The sequence below is a fragment of the Alteromonas mediterranea DE genome, from assembly GCF_000020585.3.
GTDB lineage: Bacteria > Pseudomonadota > Gammaproteobacteria > Enterobacterales > Alteromonadaceae > Alteromonas > Alteromonas mediterranea.
Genome location: NC_011138.3, coordinates 1,434,755 through 1,454,713 on the forward strand (window position 1 = coordinate 1,434,755; position 19,959 = coordinate 1,454,713).

The window sequence follows — 19,959 nt, forward strand, 5'->3', positions numbered from 1 at the left end:
TAAAAGGATGTAAACGCAAAAAAGAAAATGGCTACGTGCTTTATATTCTGTTTCATACCTTTGAATGTATGTTGAACACCTGTTGGTGTCAACCCATTTTTACAATAAGTGTTATTGTTTTTGTTATGGTGCACTTGAAAAAGTGATAAAAATAAGCTCGCCGTAGCTTTGATGAGATTAATCTTCTACGGCGAACGTTTAAGGGGTGTATGAGGAAGTCATTAATTCCCGAGTAGGGCAGATAGCATTTGTCTTACTTCATTTGGCTCAAATGGCTTGTCACATAGTGCATTAACACCGGTCTGCTGGATATTTGCCATATGCGCACTATCAGCTGCCTCTGAGGTCACCATAATAATAGGGATATGGGTGGTCTCGGGGTTAAAGCGTATAAACTCAGACAGCTCGCGGCCGTCCATTTCGGGCATGTTGTAATCGGTAACTACTAAGTCAAAAGGCTCGTCTTTAATGAGCGTAAGTGCAGCGGCACCATTTTCAGCTTCTCGAATACGCTGTAGCCCCATGCCTTCAAGAACTCGACGTATATGATTTCTTGCCAACTTACTGTCATCAACAAGCAATACGCGGACGTCGTGAACGTCGAATAAATCCAGCTCAAGTTCGTCGTGATTAATTAAATCTAAGCTTGCATTAAGCGCGCGAGACAGATGGAGAGGTTCGAAGGGTTTAGGTAGAATGGCCGCCACTCCTGCCTGTTTAAACTCTTCTAATTTGCTGAGTCTATTTTCACTGGACACAAGCATGAAAGGAATACTTTTAAACGCTTCATCTTCTTTTATGAATTTTAGCAGTTCTAAAGCGGTTCCATCCTCGTAGTACATGGCGCTCACGATAAGGTCGGCGCCGTGCGCTTTTACAGCAGAACGGGCCTCTGAAAGGGTACTGACAGGGTCAATTCCTTAACGTTTTCTTTTAATAGCAACGTAGTAATGATTTTGCGTTGCGTATCAGATGGTTCAACCAAAATAATATGTAAATCAGAAATTGACAGCTTTTCCATTTCAGACTCTTTTTGTTATATGTTTATGAAAAAGGGAGCTTGTGCGCTGGTGCGTTTAGTTAACCACCAGCAAGCTTAACTTTGTAACCTTTGTCGGTAAGCAGTGCTCTAAGTTTTTCTCTGTCATCGGTTTGTACCTCGATAACACCGTCTTTAACTGCACCGCCGCACCCACATTTCTTTTTAAGTTCTGAGCCTAGTTTCTTTAGATCGTCAGAAGGTAGGTCTAAACCTTTAATTAGAGACACGCCTTTACCCTTTCGACCTTTGGTTTCTCTGTGAATGCGAACAATGCCATCCGAAGAAACCGAGCGCTCATCTGCTTTTTGCTCAGGCTTTATTTTGCCACTCTCTGTACTGTAGACCAAAAGAGCGTCTTGCCAATCTTGCATAAATACCTCAATACGTTTTGTCTTTCCATCTTAATGACCTTATCTAAAACATAATTATACGAAAGTTTTAGATTTCACTGATGGCGATGTAGAAAAGTTCAACTAAGATAAGAATAGCAAAGATAAAAGCATCTGATGAAGCATTTCTGCGCACAACATTAGGGAACGCATATGGAAATAAGGTCGAGCTATCAAAATCAGGGACAAACCTTGGTTATTGATGTGGGAACAAAATTTGATTTCAGCAAAGTAGAAGACTTCAGAAACGCCTACGATAAACTTGACGATGATGTTGCACATATCGCCGTGGATCTATCGCAAACCGAATATATGGACAGTTCTGCATTAGGCATGCTGCTTAATATGCAAAAATCGTTAGCCAACAAGGAATTGTCATACAGTATCGAAAACGCCCGTCCTCAGGTTGCGAAAATTTTAAAAATATCTCGTTTCGATAAGAAATTTGACATCAAGTAACGGCGAAGTGACGGCTGTGAAAATCCTTATTGTTGATGACGAAGCCATCAATCGTACATTATTGACCAATATGCTTTACAGCGCTGGTTATAAACACTGTATTGAAGCGGTAAATGGTGAAGAGGCGATACAGCATTTTATCGAAGAGCAGCCTGACTTAATTTTGCTTGATGTGGTTATGCCGGGTCTTTCAGGCTTTGACGTTGCCGTGCAAATCCGCCAACTTGCAAAAGGTCCTTACTTACCTATTCTTTTTATTACCGCTTTAGAAGATAACGAAAGTTTAGTTCGCTGTCTTGAAGTTGGCGGGAATGACTTTGCGACTAAACCCTTCGACCGTCACATTTTAACTGCCAAGATTAGAGCGCACTTAAAAATACGGGCGTTAAGTGAGCACGTAGAGCAGCAAAACCAGAGGCTGAGGTTGTTTAACCAGCGGGTTGCCCGAGAGCACGCTATCGTTGAGCACATTTTTAGCCATGCCATCGTAAATCGGCCAGAGGTGCTGTCGCATTTTGACTGCTTTTTAAAACCAGCTGAAACGTTCAATGGCGATTTGTTTCTTTGTGAAGCTAGCCCAAGTGGAGGGGTGTACTTTGTAGTTGGAGATTTTACAGGCCACGGTCTTGCCTCGGCTATAGGCGCGTTACCGGTAACACAGGCTTTTCAGGAACTCAGTCACCAAGGGGTATCCATTGCTGAAATAATCTGTGAGTTAAATCGCATCCTCATTACGTTTCTTCCAAGTGACATGTTTATGGCAGCGGTAGTAGGCGAGATCAACGCTGAAGGCAATCGCGTGAACCTTTGGCAAGGCGGTATGCCAGCTGTCATTATTCCCGCAAAAACAGATATGTCCTTGAGAACCATAACATCAAGACACATGGCGTTAGGTATAGTTGACGAACACGAACTCAATACCGATTGCGACGCCATTCGTTTAGGGCCTAACGAACAACTCATAATCTGTAGTGATGGTTTGATTGAAATTGCCAATGATAAAGGTGAGATGCTGCTTGAAGAAGGGTTGATTGATATCATTAAAGATCAAATGCAGACCCATGAAAAAATTGAAGCCGACTCCCTTTTTCTTAGAGCGAAAGCACATTGTGGTGCAGCGTCATTCCACGACGATGTCACCTTAGTCGTATTTACTGCCAAACCTATCAATATTCCTGTTTCACAGAAATTCGATGACGGGCTACCGTCCGTTCACGACATTGCCCTAGATGCGAAGCATTTAAAGCAACCAGATATTTTACAGCGAGTGTTGCAATTGGCAGGTCAGTGTGAGGGCATACAAAGTATTCGTTCAATAATTTATACCGTATTGTCTGAGCTTTTTAATAATGCCCTTGAACACGGTATCTTAAAACTAGACTCTAAACTCAAAGCTGATAGCTCTGGTTTTCAACAATACTACGAAAATCGCGAGGCCTCTTTGCAGGTACTAAATCAAGGGCGAATAAATATTCGGGTTGAATCTGTACCATCAGACGGCAAAGTCCTTATCTCAGTAGAGGATAGCGGTGATGGGTTTGAGTGGGGCGGGGGGCGCAAGTTCTCTACTGCTTGCACTACTCAGGAAGAAAGTTACGGGCGTGGCTTGCCGCTGATACATGCATTGTGTGAACGAATATGGTTTGAAAAAGGAGGCAGTAAAGTCGTTTGTCTTATCGACACGCAAAGTTAGGTCATCGCCATGCAATCTATTGCACAGGCTAAAAGTGCCTAAACTATCCAACCTATTAAGCAATTAATCGAATTTCTCTTTTTCTTAGTAAACATAATAGAAATACTCGTATCTGCGTACACCAACGCGCACAAAGGCCACCCAAACTCTGAGGATTTATGCTGAAATCATTCCTTAAACTTTTTGAAGACTCTCATAAACAGAACGAACCTGCCTATACTGTGGAATTAGCGACTGCAGCTTTGCTCAGTGAAATCGTTAATGCTGATAATCAAGTTACTGAGACTGAACGGGAAGAATACGAGAAGCAGCTAAGAAAACACGTTAACGTTGATGATGATGCGATGGCGCTGCTTCTTAAAAGAGGCCAAGAAACCGCAGATGATGCCATAGACCTTGTACATTTTACGCAAGTGCTGAACAAGCATTGCAATGCTGATGAAAGAGTGCGTGTTGTAAAAAGCTTATGGTCAATCGCTTATGCTGATGAATCCCTCGCCCCGCTTGAAGAAAGCACAATCAGGCAAATTGCTGATTTATTATACGTCCCTCACAGTCAGTACATTAAAACGAAGCTGGACGTTGTTGAAAACACTCAGTAACACTTGGGTTTTAACAAGCGCGCCATAGGTATTTAAAAATCCGTTTTATTTTCTTATCTCGTGCCGTACTATTGAGCGCATAATAATAATAACGAAATCGATACTGCGTAATGGTTCTTTTTACCTATTGCATATCGCCAGCTTGGCAAAGGCGAAGTAGTTCAGTAAGGCACAAACGTGTTTAAAACCTTAAAAATTTCTGTCGGGTTAGTCATATCCGTTTCTATGGCTATTTTGGCCACATCAATAGCTATTGTAAATAAGTTAGAACACAGTGAGTCAGTGATGACTGTTGTCGCGGATAATACGGCCGCGCTAAGTAACTCACTTGCGTTACAGCTTTCGATTTTAATGCAAAAAAATCCAGGTAATAATGCGTTACTTTCTTCTGTATTCCAACCTGTTAAAGAACACCCATATCTTCTTAGTGCAACCCTTTACGATAATGATTATAGGGTTATCTCGACAGTACAACCCAAGCAATCATTAAAATTTGACGATGAGGCAGTACCTACCTCTCCAGAGAATGTACCTTTTGGTATTGCACAGTATGAAGACGTGATCACCGCACATCAAATCATTGGCAGTAGCCTTTACCCAATGGGGCACCTGGTTATTTACGTTGATACCAATGAAGTTAAGGCTTCAAACTCAACTCGCCAACTTATTAAGCAAGTGCCATTTATTTTAGCATTCTGGCTATTGTGTACGGGAACATGTTTCTTTATTTTCTACCGTCTTCTCTCACCTTTAGCATCGTTGGGGAAATTTACCCAAGAGGTTTATGAATCAAAAGATTACGCGCTTAGAAACTCGATAGAGTCTTCTAACGAAGTCGGTCAGCTTGCCCGTAACATCAATAGCTTGCTGGATGCTATTGAAGTGGAGCTGCTGGTTAACTTTGAACAAAAGCAAACCTTGGTGGACCAGCAAGAGACCATGTCGAGGCTGGCTAATTTTGATAGCTTAACCGGATTGCCTAACCGACAGTTCGTACTTGATAACTTGCGTTTAGAGTTAGCAAGAGCGAAAAGAAATGACGAAGACTTATTGCTTCTATTTTTTGATTTAGATGGCTTTAAGGGGATCAATGACTCGTTAGGCCATGAAACTGGCGACCTTATTCTTATCGAAGTGGCAGATAGGGTGAAGTGTTTATTGCGTGATGGCGACCTGTTTGCTCGTTTAGGGGGCGATGAGTTTTTAGTGCTTCCTGATAGAGATGCTTCCACCGAACAAGCGCAACGTCTGGCTACCCGATTAATCACCGCTTTTGATGAGCCTTTTGAGCTTCGTGGGCTGTCATTGACCGTAGGTCTGAGCGTGGGTATAGCTACAGCGTCAGATGCAGGCTATGACCTAAGTGAGCTTATGAGCAATGCAGATTTGGCCATGTACCGGTCGAAGGCCAGGGGAAGAGGCAGTTACACGTTGTTTACGCCAGATATGGTCGAGTCTCATAAGCGTAAGCTTCATTTGGCAAACGGCATTGAACAAGGACTCTTAAACGATGAGTTTGTTGTTTACTACCAAGTTAAAGTGAGTAATGAAGGTGAGGTAGTTGGCGTTGAAGCATTAATCCGTTGGGAACACCCCGAGTTTGGGCTGGTTATGCCCAATGAGTTTATACCCATTGCAGAGCAAGGGGGCAAAATAACGGCCATAACCCGCTGGATCATCAAGCAAGTTTGTATTGATATGCCAGATTTAAAGCAATGGGCTTTAACACCATTCAGAGCGTCGATTAACTTATCGGGGCACGACCTGAGGAGTAATCAACTTTTTGACTATATCTACAATACTTTCAATTTATATGACATAAATCCAGAAAACGTTGAGTTTGAGGTTACCGAAAGCGCTTATCTTGAAAATTTTGCTTTATCCAATAAGTTTTTCAGACGAATATCGAATATGGGGTGTGCTATCGCCCTAGATGACTTTGGTACAGGGTATTCGTCGTTAAGTTACCTCACTCAAATTAATATCGATACATTGAAAGTAGACCGGCAATTCGTTACGGAACTTCAAACTTCCGAGCGCAGCCGACTGGTTACCGGTGCAATTATCGATCTTGCAAAGCGCCTTTCTCTTTCTGTTTGTGCTGAAGGTATAGAAAACCATGAACAGTGGGATTACCTCAGAGAACACGGGTGTGACAATGTTCAAGGCTTCCTGTTTAGCAAGCCTATCCCTCTTTCTGCGCTCGTGCGTTCTCCCTGCCGTTACGATGCCTCGGCGATGGCCTAGCACCGCCTACTGTGAACCTTTAACAGCTATTGTTATGGTTTCACAGTAGTGTTTCTTTATTGCAACACAATTTCTTTGTTCCTTTCATTGTGAATATCTAATTTTACAAAAGCCATTGATTTATAACCTATTTTAACTGTTGGTCTGAAAATGGCATAATAAAATTCAATGCAATTATGATAGTGGTTAATTGAAGACTAGTGATAGTATCTAGCAGCCTTTTTCTCTCTTCTTATTGTTAATGATTTGAAGCTAGTTAAGAGCGAAAGAGAAGGATTTTATAAGCATTTTGCGGAGGATTCATGATGAAACGTCTCGAAAAAGTTTTCATAGCACTTTGTGCTGTAGCTGCAGTACAAGCCATATCCGTAGCGGATGCGCACGCAAACCCCGCGCGCACGTTATTGCAGCAGTTAGACACAAACAAAGACGGTCTTATTTCTCTGAAAGAGTCAGTGCGCCATACTGGGCTGTTGCGTAATTTTGGGTTAATAGACGATAACGAAGATGGCAAGCTTTCTGAAGCCGAATTGGTGAAAAGTGAGTTAACGCCGGGTAATAAAAAGCTCACAGCAAGTGAGTAGATAAAACACGACAAACTAATGAGGGTAAGGTTCTGATAAACAAGGTTTCGTTGAGCGAGCGCTTAGTACAGCTGGGCTCGCTGAGGCAGTTAACGCTAGGTAGTTTTTTACTTGCCCTCATTCCCCTTATTGCCTTACTTTGGCAAAGTCAAAGCGACTTGGCTAAAGTAGGTAAAATGACAACATTAGAAACCCGTTTTGTGGTAGATGTTGTTAGCGATATGCAGCGCCTTGATAATGCCGTTGTTGACGTTGAAAGAAGCGTTCGCCAATTTGCCGTTTTGAGAAACGAACAAGTAGCATCTCTTTCCGACAACGCAATAGAGCAATTTGCCGTAGCCGCAGATAATCTTTGTCAGGCGTTGTCGATACCCACGACCTGCTCTCGACTTTCTGAGCAGCTATCCCAATTAGCTGAATACCGAACTATTGAAGATCAACTGCTGTTGAATGCCTATTTAGCGTCAGTTGGCGACAGCGTCGAACTACTACGTGACGATGTTGAAGCGACAATTAACGAACGGGTTAAGCTTCAACAAGACGACCTAAACGCAATGCAAGCGAAGCAAGCGTGGTCTACCGCCATGCTGGTCAGCGTATCGTTGCTTCTTATACTATTAGGTAGTCAACTTATTGTTAACCCTGTTAATAATCTCAAAAAAATTATAAGGATAATGGCGCGAAGTGATGGCCAGTTACCGCCGTTGTCGCGTCAGGCACCTAGAGAGTTGATTGATGTCGAAAAAGACTTACATTGGCTTTATGACAGACTTCAGCAGCTTGAACACATAAGAACAGCACTGTTACGGCACGCCGCCCACGAACTAAAAACCCCTTTAGCAAGCATAAAAGAAGGGTGCAGCTTACTTTCTGAAAACGTAGTAGGCGAGCTGAACAAAGGGCAGCGAGAGGTTCTCTCGCTACTTACAGCAAGTACCCAACGCTTAAACACGCTTGTTGAAAAGCTACTCGACTATAACCTTCTGTTACAGCAAGCGCAGCCTAAAATGGTAGTAAGCGATGCCAACAAGCTAGTTTCGGCATGTTTAGAAGACTATGCATTGGCTATTCAAGATAGAGAGGTTGATGTGAATATTACCTCACCCGAGGTTAAAATAGACGAGGAATTATTTAGAAGAGTTCTTGATAACTTGGTGTCTAATGCTGTTGCACATGGTGCAGTGGGTAGACCTATAAACATACATCTTTATAACGAAAATGATAATCTTGTACTAGACGTGGCTAATCGCGGTAAACGCATTGCTCCAGAGTCAGTACACACCTTATTTGAACCTTTCATTCGAGGAACGGAACCGAGAAACGATAATGTAATTGGGACTGGGTTAGGTTTATCTATTGTTGCTGATTGCGCTCGACTAATGCATGGTGATGTACGCGTGGTAGATGTAGACTATGCCGATGTTTGCTTTAGAGTGACCATTCCGCAGCAGGAAAAGTAAAAATGAGAATAAGTGGTTTAATTGTCGCCTTACTGGTACTGACAGGATGTCAGAGTTTAACCAGAAATAACGACAACACCAATGAGGCCGAAAAGGTCTCGCCGGTAGCAAAAGTAGAGCGCGGTTTTTGTTTGTTTGATGAACCGCCACAAACCTTTGAACACAATTGCGATGCAACTTATTGGTTAAACAAATGGATAGACGCAGCGAACCAACCTTGGCTTAAGCGCAAGCATACGTTGAAGTCACTCAGTGATTCGGCATATGACACTTTGCACGCTTATATTCTGACGCTACCGAACGACACGCCGTATCAAGACAGGCTAAGGGCTCAACTAGCGGTGAATAACATTGCGGGTGGGTTTACGCCGGCTGCGCAAGAGTTAATTAATGTTGTTGCGGGGGCGCAGAATAACCAAGTCATGCAGCTCGAATCAGCAATGGTAGTATTAGAGCAAGAAAATACATCTCGTGGCGAGCAGCTAGAAGCGCTAAACAAAGAAGCAATAAACTTGCGCAAAAAATTAGAAGAATTGTTGCAAATTGAAGCAACACTGATGGATAAAAACAGGAGTACACAACAGTGAGCGAAAAGGCGAGTAGTAACCCTAACTTATTGTTGGTTGATGATGATAAAAGCTTATTGCGCTTATTAACCATTCGCTTAGAAGGCGAAGGTTATGACGTCACGGCAGTCGAAGATGGCCAGTCTGCCCTACGCAAACTGCAAAATGACAGCTTTGATGTCGTGTTAAGCGACCTGCGCATGCCGGGTCTTGATGGGTTAAGCCTGTTTGAAGAAATAATGGGAATTAGGAAAGATATCCCCGTTATTCTAATGACAGCTCACGGCACCATTGCCGATGCAGTGGCGGCAACGCAGCGCGGCGTTTTTGGTTTCTTACCTAAGCCTGTGGATCACGACGAACTACGCACTTTACTTCAAAAAGCGTTAAGCCAGTCTCAAGCTGCGCAGCCGGGAGACTGGGCGAAAGATATCATTACTCGTTCTCCAGAAATGCTCAATGTGTTAGACCAAGCTTTTCGTATAGCTAAACGGGAAGTGTCAGTGCTCATAAGCGGAGCTAGCGGCACGGGAAAAGAGCTGTTAGCCAATGCTATCCATAAGGCTAGCAATAGAAGCGATAAACCATTTGTAGCCATTAACTGTGGCGCATTGCCAGAAAACCTTCTTGAATCAGAATTATTTGGTCACGCAAAAGGCGCGTTCACTGGAGCCGTTGCCGCTCATCCCGGGTTATTTAGGGAAGCCGACGGCGGCACTTTATTTTTAGACGAAATTGGCGATATGCCCATGACGCTTCAAGTGAAGTTGTTAAGAGCGCTCCAAGAACGTCAAATACGCCCAGTGGGCAGTAGTAAACATGTCGACATCGATGTGCGTATCATTTCAGCCACCCACAAAGACCTGCACAAGGAAATGGAAGAAAGCACGTTTAGAGAAGACTTGTATTACCGCTTAAACGTGGTGAATTTAAAACTTCCGTCTCTAAAATCTCGTAGCGAAGACATTCCGCTGTTGGCGCGTTCTTTATTACAGCAAAGTGCGCAGCGCCACGGTGTTAACGTTAGTCAGTTTTCTGATGACGCTATGCAGCAGCTGGTAACTTCATCTTGGCCGGGTAACGTACGTCAATTAGTCAACGTTGTAGAGCAGTGTGTAGCATTAACGCAAACGCCGGTGATCCCACTTCACCTTGTTGAGCAGGCACTGTCTGCTACCAAGCAAAGCTGGCCAACACTAACCGAAGCGAGAGATGCCTTCGAGCAGCAGTACCTACATAAGTTACTAAAAATGACTGACGGTAACGTAACGCGGGCCGCTGAACTGGCTGGTAGAAACCGCACAGATATGCATAAGCTTATGAAAAAACATGAGTTAGATGCGGCCGATTTCAGGTAGTTAACTTTTAATTCTTTAAAAACTAACGGCGCGCCAGATAGCTTAAATACCGCCGTTAGTTTTTCTTAATTGTTCTTTAGTATGTTTTTTGACCTGCCACGCTGATCGCCAGCCGTAATCGACTATCTTTATATAAGGTGTTATGTATATGGTGATCAACTATGTTTTTGCATACCAACGTGGCAGCGCAGCAGGCCACTAATACCTTATTTGGCGTCAATAAAGGGCTTAGTCGTTCTTTCGAGCAACTTACTTCAGGGCTTCGCATCAATAACGCTAGTGATGATGCCGCTGGCTTACAAATTTCAACGCGCCTTAGTAATCAAATATTAGGTCTAAATTAGGCCGTTCTAATACAAGCGTAAACGTTGAACGAGCGAACGCGCAAGTTACACAGTCGGACTATGCCAACGTTACGTCCGAAGAAACGCGGTTTTCAATAATGCAACAAGCCAATATAAGCGTGTTATCTATGGCTAATCAAATACCACAAAACGTATTGTTTTTATTGCGTTAACTAACACTAAACTATTGCAAATGCTCTGAAAAGATAATGTTTTCAGTAATACGTGCGTACTGTTTTAATGTGTCTATGTTGTCACTAGAAAACGCTTTAGGCTCGTCATAAAGTAAACAAAGCGTACCTAATTCATAGCCATCCTTGTTACGCAATATAAATCCGGCATACGCTCTAATGTAGGGCTCACCCGTAACTAAGGGGTTATTCGCAAATATTTTGTCGGCCTTGGCATCAGGGACTATCAAATACTCTTCTTCAGCAATCGCGTAAGTACAAAAAGAGATATTACGTGGCGTTTCTGTTGCATCCATACACTGTCGAGATTTAAACCATTGGCGGTCTTCTGCCACAAGGCTAACTAGACAGGTTTTACATTTAAATTCTGTTTGTACTTGTTTCGTTAATGCATCGAGCTGTTCGCTGGGGGACGTGTCTAAAATATCTAACGATTCAAGCGCGGCAAGACGCGCCTTTTCATACTCATGGTTTATTGAAAGTCTATCGCGGTAATCTAAATATGAAAAACTAGACCCACTAGTTTACAGTTTAATTAGAATAATACTATGCATTTAGAATAAAGGGTTTTGCTCAGGCTGGTGTTTTATCGAGAGGTTATTAAAAGCATGTGACGAAGCTTGATAGTTATATAAATCAATAAATTGCTGGGCAAGCCAAGGGGCGTCTTTGTTATCGGGGCGATGGCAAAAGAAATACACGTCTTTCCCGTCATTTAGCCACTGATGGACTTTCTTTACCCACGGCGTTAAGCAGCGAAGGTTATCATCGTCTACATCGTTTCCAACGAACCGAACTACAGGCGTACTGCCGGTGGCAATCACATTAACTGGCACCCTAGGCTTCTTGTCTCTTACCTCTTCAAGCAGCGCATTATTACAGGGGCCAGTAAAAAGCGCCCGAGTATCCATAATTATGCGGTTAGCGTTATGGCGAATTAAAACCTGATTTAGCGCTTTTTCTTCATCACCCTTGGCAAAAAACGCTAAATGGCGTACCTCGACCGCTACATTCAGTTCAGTGGGCAGGGCTGCGAGAAACTGTTCCAATACGCCCAGTTTATCTGGGCCAAACGATGCGGGCAATTGCAGCATCATCACGCCTAATTTGTCTTTAAGAGGGGTTAGCAGTGAAAGCTGTTGGGCAACTTCTTCCTCACAGTGCTGCAGTTGATGCACATGCGTTATATTTTGGTGAAATTTAAAGGTAAAGCGAAAGTCATCGTTCACCGAGTTAGCCCAGCGTATCACCGCGTCTTGGTGAGGTAGAGAGTAAAACGTGGTATTTCCTTCCACCGTATTACATTCTTGGGCATAAATCGAAAGGGCGTTATCTGACTTCGGATAATTCGCGAACCACGTATTGGGCCAGTGGCTGTGTTGCCACATTGGCAAACCAATGTAGAGATTTCCGCGGGATATGGCTGAATTGTGCATATTTGTCATTGGGCTTTAGCAAGCATTTGTTTATACTATGCGGCCTTTAAATCATTACATTATGCATGTAGCTGACGGGCCAACTCACTGGCCAGAGAGTTTACGCGAAATTAGTCAAACTAATAAGCCCAAAACTCTGTTTAAAATTACGTCGAATTTACTACGTGCCGAGCAAGAGAAATTATCAGGGGTCAACGACCATGCGCACAGATTACTGTGGGAATATCGATTCATCATACATTGGACAAGAAGTTACCCTTTGCGGGTGGGTTAACAAGCGTCGCGACTTAGGCGGTGTAATTTTCATCGACTTACGTGACCGTGAAGGTATCGTACAAGTGGTGTTCGACCCAGACCTACCAGAGGTGCTATCTGTTGCTAATACCCTGCGCAGCGAGTTCTGCGTTAAACTTACTGGTAAGGTGCGTGCGCGTCCTGAAGGACAAATCAATAAAGATATGCGCACAGGTGAAATTGAGATCCTTGGCACTGGCCTTGAAGTGATCAATAAAGCTGACGTATTGCCGTTAGATTGGAACCAAGAAAACTCAGAAGAGCAGCGCCTTCGCTATCGTTACCTTGATCTTCGTCGCCCGGTAATGAGCCAGCGTTTGCAGTTTCGTGCAAAAGTAACCGGCGCAGTACGTCGTTTCCTAGAAGAAGAAGGGTTTCTTGATATCGAAACACCTATTCTTACTAAGGCTACACCAGAAGGTGCCCGTGATTACCTAGTACCGAGCCGTACCCACAAAGGTGAATTTTTCGCTCTTCCGCAATCGCCCCAGCTATTTAAACAATTGCTTATGATGTCGGGTATGGACCGCTACTATCAAATCGTTAAGTGTTTCCGAGATGAGGACTTGCGTGCTGACCGTCAGCCAGAGTTCACCCAAATCGATATCGAGACCACGTTTTTAGACGCCGATGGCGTAATGTCTATTACAGAGCGTATGATCCGCGATTTATTCAACAAAATGCTAGATGTTGACCTTGGCGACTTCCCGCGCATGACCTATGCAGAAGCCATGAAGCGCTTTGGTAGCGATAAGCCAGACTTGCGTAACCCGTTAGAGCTAACAGACGTTGCAGACCTGCTTGCAAACGTTGACTTTAAAGTATTCAGTGGCCCAGCAAACGACCCGAAAGGTCGCGTTGCGGCTATCCGCGTACCTGGCGGCGCCTCACTATCGCGCAAGCAAATTGATGAGTACACCAAGTTTGTAGGTATTTACGGCGCGAAAGGTCTAGCTTGGATTAAAGTTAACGATGCTGGTGCAGGTCTTGAAGGTCTGCAGTCGCCCATCCTTAAATTCCTAACTGAAGACATCACTAACGCCATACTAGAGCGCACTGGCGCACAAAGTGGCGATATTCTATTGTTCGGTGCAGACAGCTACACTGTGGTTACCGAAGCGATGGGCGCACTTCGTCTTAAGCTGGGTGAAGACTTTGAGCTTCTTGAAGGCGAGTGGAAGCCACTTTGGGTTGTTGACTTCCCAATGTTCGAAGAATTTGACGGTCAGCTACATGCTATTCACCACCCGTTTACCGCACCGCGCGGCCTAACGCCTGATGAGCTTAAAGCCAACCCAGCTGAAGCCCTATCTGACGCCTACGACATGGTATTAAACGGTGTTGAATTAGGCGGTGGTTCTGTACGTATTCACAACGAAGATATGCAGTCTACTGTATTTAACATTCTTGGCATTGACGATGAAGAAGCGAAGAACAAGTTTGGCTTCCTGCTTGACGCGCTGCGCTTTGGTGCGCCGCCACACGCTGGTCTTGCGTTTGGTCTAGATCGCCTAGTAATGCTTATGACTGGCGCAACCTCTATTCGCGACGTAATGGCGTTCCCGAAAACGACCACAGCAGCTTGCCCATTAACGTCGGCACCTAGCCCTGCAAATCCTCAGCAGCTTGAAGAACTTGCTATCGCTACGGTGAAAAAGCAATCGTAATTTATGGCGTATAAGAAGCCTGAATCTGCACTGGTAGTGTTGTTTGATCAACACTACCAAGTGCTGCTTTTACAGCGACAAGACGACCCCACCTTTTGGCAGTCGGTAACCGGCGCGTTAGAAGAGGGTGAGCTACCCATCGAAACCGCTTATCGCGAGGTGTGTGAAGAAATTGGTATTGATGCCAAAGCACACGGGTTTGTCCTTAACGACCACAAAAAACAAAATCAATATGAAATTCGTAGCCGTTGGCTACATCGCTACCCGCCAGGTACTGTGCATAACACAGAACACGTATTTTCCCTCCAGATAAACAGTGAACTACCCTTAATTTTGACTGAGCATTTGCAATATGAATGGGTGTCGAAAGAAGAAGCGTTAGCGCGTTTATGGTCCCCCTCCAATAAAGAAGCGGTATCTTTGTTTGTACCGAGTGTGCCTTAATGGTTATACTGGGTATAGATCCAGGTTCTCGGATTACAGGCTACGGTTTAATTGCGCGTAAGCAAGGTAAACTCGTGTATGTGGCTAGCGGTTGTATTCGCGTTGGTACGGCAGATTTGCCTTCTCGCCTTGCAAATATTTTTACCGGTGTTGGCGATATTATTCGTCAATATAAACCCGACCAGTTTGCTATTGAGCAAGTATTTATGGCGAAAAACCCTGATTCAGCGCTAAAGCTTGGTCAGGCCAGAGGGGCCGCCATTGTGGCAGCCACGCAAGCGCAACTTCCTGTTGCTGAATACAGCGCAAGGCAAATAAAGCAGTCGGTAGTTGGAAAAGGTGGCGCAGATAAAACACAAGTTCAGCATATGGTAAAGCACCTGTTGAATTTAAGTGGCACCCCACAAGCCGATGCCGCAGATGCCTTGGCCGTTGCCTTGTGTCATGCACATACCGAACAGAGCCTGATAAACATGGCAGGGCAAGCCCGAAAAACCGTTCGCGGCCGCTTGCGTTAACGCTGCCTAAAGCTAACGCTTTTACAGAGATAATTCATGATAGGACGAATTCGCGGTACGTTGGCTGAAAAACAGCCACCAGAAATTCTTGTAGATGTGGCCGGTGTTGGCTACGAAATTCACATGCCTATGACGAGCTTTTATCAGCTTCCAGCAGTGGGTGAAGAAGTCGTGGTATACACGCACTTTGTGGTTCGCGAAGACGCCCAACTGCTGTTTGGCTTTGCCGACAAAATGGAGCGAGGTTTATTTCGCGAGCTAATCAAAGCAAACGGTGTTGGTCCAAAACTTGGTTTGGCTATTTTATCCGGCATGTCGGCAGGTCAGTTCTTGGCAAGCGTGCAAAACGAAGATGTATCTGCGCTGGCGAGTTTACCCGGCATAGGTAAGAAAACGGCCGAGCGTTTAGTGGTAGAACTTAAAGACCGATTAGCTAAGTTTGGCAAAGCGCAGAGTATTGCTGTCCCGCCTCCGAGTGGCGACTTGTTATCGCCAAACACTATTGTTGAAGTTAACGACGCGCGGGAGGAAGCGCAAAGCGCACTTATCGCGTTAGGTTATAAGCCCGCGCAGGCAAGTAAGTTAGTTGAAAGCGTTTATAGCGAGGGCATGGAAAGCGAAGCCCTTATTCGCGAAGCGCTAAAAGCGGCCATTTAATGGCGCACAGTGAAGGTGGCTATATCGAGAAAGGTCACTTTCGAATTACCGTTTAAAGTAGAACTATCATGATTGAAGCCGACAGACTGATTACGCCTGAAGCCAGTACCGAAGATGAAGTTATCGATCGCGCCATTCGCCCTAAGATGTTGGAAGACTACACGGGCCAGCCTCATGTTTGTGAGCAAATGGAAATATTTATTCAGGCTGCGCGCAATCGCGACGATGCCCTCGATCATTTGCTTATCTTTGGACCGCCGGGCCTAGGTAAAACCACGCTTGCTAACATTGTAGCTAATGAAATGGGCGTGAATATTAAAACCACTTCTGGCCCTGTGCTCGAAAAAGCGGGCGACCTTGCAGCGCTGCTTACCAACCTCGAACGTAACGATGTATTGTTTATTGATGAAATACACCGTTTAAGCCCGGTAGTAGAGGAAATACTCTATCCGGCTATGGAAGACTATCAGCTTGATATCATGATAGGCGAAGGACCGGCGGCCCGTTCTATTAAATTAGATTTGCCGCCTTTTACTTTGGTGGGGGCAACCACGCGCGCAGGCTCGTTAACGTCGCCATTGCGCGACCGTTTCGGTATTGTGCAACGCTTAGAGTTTTACAATGTTAAAGACCTCACCAGCATTGTTGCAAGAAGTGCAAGTTATCTAAACTTAGAAATGAACGAGGAGGGGGCGCAAGAAGTTGCTCGTCGTTCACGGGGTACCCCACGTATTGCCAACCGTTTACTGCGCCGTGTTCGCGACTATGCCGAAATAAAATCTGACGGTACCGTGGGCGCTGAAACTGCAGCAAAAGCCTTAGACATGCTTGATGTAGACAAAGAAGGATTTGATTACATGGACCGCAAATTGCTTAGTGCTATTATCGAGAAATTCGATGGGGGTCCAGTAGGCTTAGATAATTTAGCGGCAGCCATTGGTGAAGAAAAAGAAACGATTGAAGACGTGATAGAACCTTTCCTTATTCAGCAAGGGTTTCTTCAGCGCACACCGCGCGGTCGCATAGTGTCTCAGCGCGCCTATCTTCATTTTGGTTTCACACCGTCTGAATAGCTTCTAATCCCAGATTAAACGTGAAGACGTTCATCTTTTAAGCCTAGCTGGATTGCTGGGCTTTTTTTGGTATGGCCTTGCTCAGGTTGCGTTGTTTTTGAATGTTTACTGATGTGAATATCGAGAGTTAAGCGCAAGCGAAGTTCTCTTTAACGAATGCTGAGCAAAAAAAAGCCCGCTCAAGTGAGCGGGCTAAAACAACAAGTGTTGAAGGAAATAAATCCAGGGAACTCATGTCTAACAGGAGAAAAACTCTTGCATGACCGTGCTAAGCACCATCACGCTCTGTACGACTGATGCTGTGCATTATAGGGAGCACAGAAAAAAGCACAATTGAGTAAAATTGTTGTTTTTCATTAGAAAAACTAATGTGTTAATTGCGTGTTTAATATTGGTATACTTTTGATTAAGGGTAAGCTTTGATAGGGGTGTGGCTCTGTTTTGTTCTGCATTTTATCGCGCAAAATAGTTGGTTTACCCTCCGTTTGGATTATTTAATTTTAAGGTGAAGGAATAGTTATGCATTTACATCAGGTAAGAGTGTATTACGAAGATACCGACGCAGGCGGTATTGTGTATTATGCGAATTACCTTAAGTTTATGGAGCGAGCCCGAACTGAGTGGCTTCGCGGGCTCGGGTACGAGCAGGATACACTAATGGAACAATCCATCGCTTTCGTCGTCAAACACGTTGAAATGCATAACTATGCGCCAGCACGGTTTAATCAGCTGTTGAGTATTGAAACTCGCGTTGTAGAATTGAAAGGCGCTAGTATGACGTTTCAACAAATTATTAAAAATGAACAAGGCGTTACATTGGTATCTGGAGATATTAAGGTTGCCTGCGTCGATTTGGCTGTTATGAAGCCGAAAAGATTACCACGTACTTTGTTAGGGGAAATTTCGCGTGTCATCTGATCTCACTTTTATTGGCTTGTTTTTACAAGCGAGCTTTATTGTTCAATTGGTTATGCTTTTACTATTAAGCGTGTCTGTAGCCTCATGGACATTTATCTTTCAACGCAGCAAGGCGCTCTCAGCTGCACGTAACGAGATGCGTCAGTTTGAAGACAAGTTTTGGTCAGGCGCGGATCTCAACCGCCTTTATCAAGAATTATCAGCACGAAACAACCTAACTGGAATGGGGAGTATTTTCTGTTCTGGCTTTAAAGAGTTTGTTCGTCTTCGCAAATCAAATACTGCCACCAACGGTATTGTAGATGGAACATACCGTGCTATGCGTGTTTCTATGTCTCGTCAGGTTGAAGAACTAGAAAGCCGCCTCCCGTTTTTGGCTACTGCTGGTTCTATTAGTCCATATATCGGGTTGTTTGGAACGGTGTGGGGCATCATGAACGCGTTCATAGCGCTAGGTGAAGTACAACAAGCCACATTAGCTATGGTAGCACCAGGTATTGCAGAGGCATTGATTGCAACCGCAATAGGTTTATTTGCTGCGATTCCAGCGGTTATTGCTTACAACCGCTTTAGTCACCAAGTTGAAAAGCTAGAAAATAGCTATGGCAACTTTATGGAAGAGTTCTCAGCGATTCTTCACCGCCAAGCGGTTGCTGCGCAAGCACAACAACAAGCCTAAGCGTTTACATTCCAAACGGAGGACTTGTTATGTATGTAAGAAAACGCCGCAGACCGGTATCAGAGATAAATGTAGTACCTTACATCGACGTTATGTTGGTGCTGCTTATCATCTTTATGGTAACGGCGCCGCTTATTTCTCAAGGGGTAAAAGTTGATTTGCCTAAGGCGAGCGCTAACCCTATTGAACAGGAAGATAACCCACCTATTATTGCCTCGGTCGATGTGAAAGGTCGCTATTTCCTGAACGTGGGAGACGACCAAGAATCGCCCATAAGCCAAGATGAACTAGGTGCAATTGTTAAGGCTCAACTCACTAAAGAGCCGAACACGCCGGTGGTAGTGAAAGGCGATGGGCAAGTGGCGTACAACGAAGTAATACAGTTAATGGTATTGTTACAGCAAGCGGGCGTGCCTTCGGTAGGGTTAATGACCGATCCCGTTGAGTAATATAGATATGACCAAACCAGAAGTGTCGAACAGCACTGAGACTAAAAAGGCGTCTTCAAAAGATGACGGGAGCGCGGGGGTGAAACACAAAGGTAACAAAGCAAGTAAAATAACCCCTGAGCAACTTGGTTTGTATAAGTCGTTAGGACTGCATGCAATTATTGCTGCAGTGTTGCTTATTAGCGTCAGTTTCTCGCCGGAACCGCTCCCTAATGCGCCTTCTAATGCACCTGTTATAGAGGCTACCTTTATTGATGCGCAAGCGATAGCCGACCAGAAAAAGGCCCAAGCACAAGCCGAAGCGCAGGCGCGGGCCGAAGAGCGAGAGAAGCAAAGGAAAGCACAAGCGGCTGCTGAGAAGAAACGTCAACAACAGCTAGCAGCCAAGCGTGCTCGCGAAAAGCGAGAAGCTAAGGCCGCCGAAGCGAAGAGGCAAAAAGAGTTAGAGCGCCTTGCCGCGCAAAAGGAACAAGCGCGCAAAGAGCGGGAGGCTAAAGCCAAAGCTGAGGCTGAACGTAAGAAGAAAGAAGCGGCCGAACGTGCTGAAATGGAAAGGATCATGCAAGAGCAGCTAGCACAAGAGCAAGCGGCTCAGCAAGAACGCAGGCGAAAACAGGTACTGACTGAAGTAGAACGCTATACGGCGCTTATTCAGCAAACCATTAAACGCAATCTGTATTCTGACGACAGCTATAAAGGTAAAACCTGTCGCTTGAATATTCGGTTAGCGACAACGGGGTTTGTAACTAGCATTCGTGTGCTTGGCGGTAACGATGCGTTGTGCAGAGCGGCCGAAAGTGCCGTACGCCGTGCAGAAAAGCTACCTGTGTCAGATGCGCCAGACGTTTACGAGCAGTTAAAAGACATTACTTTAAAAGTGGAACTATAG

The 19,959-nt window shown here is 44.6% G+C and carries 22 protein-coding genes and 1 pseudogene; 19 read left to right on the forward strand and 4 right to left on the reverse strand.

The window, feature by feature from the left end; genetic code table 11:
- Positions 1 to 221 precede the first annotated feature (221 nt).
- A pseudogene (locus MADE_RS06500) lies at positions 222 to 1,021 on the reverse strand (response regulator).
- Positions 1,022 to 1,080: 59 nt separating this feature from the next.
- Positions 1,081 to 1,413, reverse strand: coding sequence for a stress response translation initiation inhibitor YciH (gene yciH / locus MADE_RS06505; RefSeq protein WP_015066672.1), 333 nt, complete (start codon positions 1,411 to 1,413; stop codon positions 1,081 to 1,083).
- Between the two features lie 171 nt (positions 1,414 to 1,584).
- Between yciH and MADE_RS06510 the strand changes: the two genes are divergently transcribed.
- The 10 genes from MADE_RS06510 to MADE_RS21180 all read left to right on the forward strand — a co-directional run bounded on the left by MADE_RS06510 (position 1,585) and on the right by MADE_RS21180 (position 10,917).
- Positions 1,585 to 1,890 carry an STAS domain-containing protein gene (locus MADE_RS06510; protein ID WP_020745625.1) on the forward strand — a complete coding sequence of 102 codons (306 nt, stop codon included), beginning with the start codon at positions 1,585 to 1,587 and terminating at the stop codon, positions 1,888 to 1,890.
- Between the two features lie 16 nt (positions 1,891 to 1,906).
- Positions 1,907 to 3,583 carry a fused response regulator/phosphatase gene (locus MADE_RS06515; protein ID WP_041912849.1) on the forward strand — a complete coding sequence of 559 codons (1,677 nt, stop codon included), beginning with the start codon at positions 1,907 to 1,909 and terminating at the stop codon, positions 3,581 to 3,583.
- A gap of 158 nt (positions 3,584 to 3,741) precedes the next feature.
- Positions 3,742 to 4,185, forward strand: a complete 444-nt coding sequence (locus tag MADE_RS06520) for a tellurite resistance TerB family protein (RefSeq protein WP_015066675.1) — start codon at positions 3,742 to 3,744, stop codon at positions 4,183 to 4,185.
- A gap of 177 nt (positions 4,186 to 4,362) precedes the next feature.
- Entirely contained in the window at positions 4,363 to 6,432 is a 2,070-nt protein-coding gene (locus MADE_RS06525; protein ID WP_023559575.1) for a putative bifunctional diguanylate cyclase/phosphodiesterase, read from the forward strand.
- Between the two features lie 302 nt (positions 6,433 to 6,734).
- Positions 6,735 to 7,016, forward strand: a complete 282-nt coding sequence (locus MADE_RS06530; RefSeq protein ID WP_023559576.1) for an EF-hand domain-containing protein — start codon at positions 6,735 to 6,737, stop codon at positions 7,014 to 7,016.
- Between the two features lie 50 nt (positions 7,017 to 7,066).
- Positions 7,067 to 8,476 carry a sensor histidine kinase gene (locus MADE_RS06535; RefSeq protein WP_020743184.1) on the forward strand — a complete coding sequence of 470 codons (1,410 nt, stop codon included), beginning with the start codon at positions 7,067 to 7,069 and terminating at the stop codon, positions 8,474 to 8,476.
- 2 nt (positions 8,477 to 8,478) lie between these two features.
- On the forward strand, positions 8,479 to 9,063 hold the full coding sequence (locus MADE_RS06540; RefSeq protein WP_015066679.1) for a hypothetical protein: 585 nt from the start codon (positions 8,479 to 8,481) through the stop codon (positions 9,061 to 9,063).
- Complete coding sequence (locus tag MADE_RS06545; RefSeq protein WP_020743186.1) at positions 9,060 to 10,400, forward strand: sigma 54-interacting transcriptional regulator; 1,341 nt, start codon at positions 9,060 to 9,062, stop codon at positions 10,398 to 10,400. The genes MADE_RS06540 and MADE_RS06545 overlap by 4 nt, the downstream gene beginning before the upstream one ends.
- Before the next feature lie 161 nt (positions 10,401 to 10,561).
- Entirely contained in the window at positions 10,562 to 10,744 is a 183-nt protein-coding gene (locus MADE_RS21095) for a flagellin N-terminal helical domain-containing protein (protein ID WP_015066681.1), read from the forward strand.
- Positions 10,729 to 10,917, forward strand: a complete 189-nt coding sequence (locus MADE_RS21180) for a flagellin (protein WP_080652888.1) — start codon at positions 10,729 to 10,731, stop codon at positions 10,915 to 10,917. Before MADE_RS21095 ends, MADE_RS21180 begins: the two co-directional genes overlap by 16 nt.
- Before the next feature lie 11 nt (positions 10,918 to 10,928).
- Here MADE_RS21180 and MADE_RS06555 read toward each other — a convergent pair whose 3' ends face one another.
- Both MADE_RS06555 and MADE_RS06560 read right to left on the reverse strand, forming a co-directional pair.
- Positions 10,929 to 11,411, reverse strand: a complete 483-nt coding sequence (locus MADE_RS06555; protein ID WP_041912761.1) for a GAF domain-containing protein — start codon at positions 11,409 to 11,411, stop codon at positions 10,929 to 10,931.
- Between the two features lie 78 nt (positions 11,412 to 11,489).
- Positions 11,490 to 12,371 carry a DUF72 domain-containing protein gene (locus MADE_RS06560; protein ID WP_232363104.1) on the reverse strand — a complete coding sequence of 294 codons (882 nt, stop codon included), beginning with the start codon at positions 12,369 to 12,371 and terminating at the stop codon, positions 11,490 to 11,492.
- Between the two features lie 200 nt (positions 12,372 to 12,571).
- Here MADE_RS06560 and aspS point away from each other — a divergent pair, with 200 nt between their 5' ends.
- The 9 genes from aspS (at position 12,572) to tolA (ending at position 19,959) form a co-directional block, all read left to right on the forward strand.
- A complete protein-coding gene (aspS, locus tag MADE_RS06565) occupies positions 12,572 to 14,332 on the forward strand; it encodes an aspartate--tRNA ligase (RefSeq protein ID WP_023559580.1) in 1,761 nt (586 codons plus the stop codon).
- Positions 14,333 to 14,335: 3 nt separating this feature from the next.
- The gene (gene nudB / locus MADE_RS06570; RefSeq protein WP_015066686.1) at positions 14,336 to 14,776 is read left to right on the forward strand and encodes a dihydroneopterin triphosphate diphosphatase; all 441 of its coding nucleotides are present in this window, start codon (positions 14,336 to 14,338) and stop codon (positions 14,774 to 14,776) included.
- Complete coding sequence (ruvC, locus tag MADE_RS06575; RefSeq protein ID WP_014948862.1) at positions 14,776 to 15,294, forward strand: crossover junction endodeoxyribonuclease RuvC; 519 nt, start codon at positions 14,776 to 14,778, stop codon at positions 15,292 to 15,294. The genes nudB and ruvC overlap by 1 nt, the downstream gene beginning before the upstream one ends.
- A 36-nt stretch (positions 15,295 to 15,330) precedes the next feature.
- Positions 15,331 to 15,951: a Holliday junction branch migration protein RuvA gene (ruvA, locus tag MADE_RS06580; protein WP_023559581.1), complete on the forward strand. Its 621-nt coding sequence runs from the start codon at positions 15,331 to 15,333 to the stop codon at positions 15,949 to 15,951.
- 68 nt (positions 15,952 to 16,019) lie between these two features.
- A complete protein-coding gene (ruvB, locus tag MADE_RS06585) occupies positions 16,020 to 17,024 on the forward strand; it encodes a Holliday junction branch migration DNA helicase RuvB (RefSeq protein WP_020745632.1) in 1,005 nt (334 codons plus the stop codon).
- A gap of 519 nt (positions 17,025 to 17,543) precedes the next feature.
- A complete protein-coding gene (gene ybgC, locus MADE_RS06590) occupies positions 17,544 to 17,942 on the forward strand; it encodes a tol-pal system-associated acyl-CoA thioesterase (RefSeq protein ID WP_023559585.1) in 399 nt (132 codons plus the stop codon).
- Positions 17,932 to 18,621 (forward strand): protein TolQ, encoded by a 690-nt coding sequence (tolQ, locus tag MADE_RS06595; RefSeq protein ID WP_015066690.1) that lies wholly within the window; start codon positions 17,932 to 17,934, stop codon positions 18,619 to 18,621. The genes ybgC and tolQ overlap by 11 nt, the downstream gene beginning before the upstream one ends.
- A 29-nt stretch (positions 18,622 to 18,650) precedes the next feature.
- Positions 18,651 to 19,070 carry a protein TolR gene (gene tolR / locus MADE_RS06600; RefSeq protein WP_020743189.1) on the forward strand — a complete coding sequence of 140 codons (420 nt, stop codon included), beginning with the start codon at positions 18,651 to 18,653 and terminating at the stop codon, positions 19,068 to 19,070.
- Positions 19,071 to 19,077: 7 nt separating this feature from the next.
- On the forward strand, positions 19,078 to 19,959 hold the full coding sequence (tolA, locus tag MADE_RS06605) for a cell envelope integrity protein TolA (protein WP_023559587.1): 882 nt from the start codon (positions 19,078 to 19,080) through the stop codon (positions 19,957 to 19,959).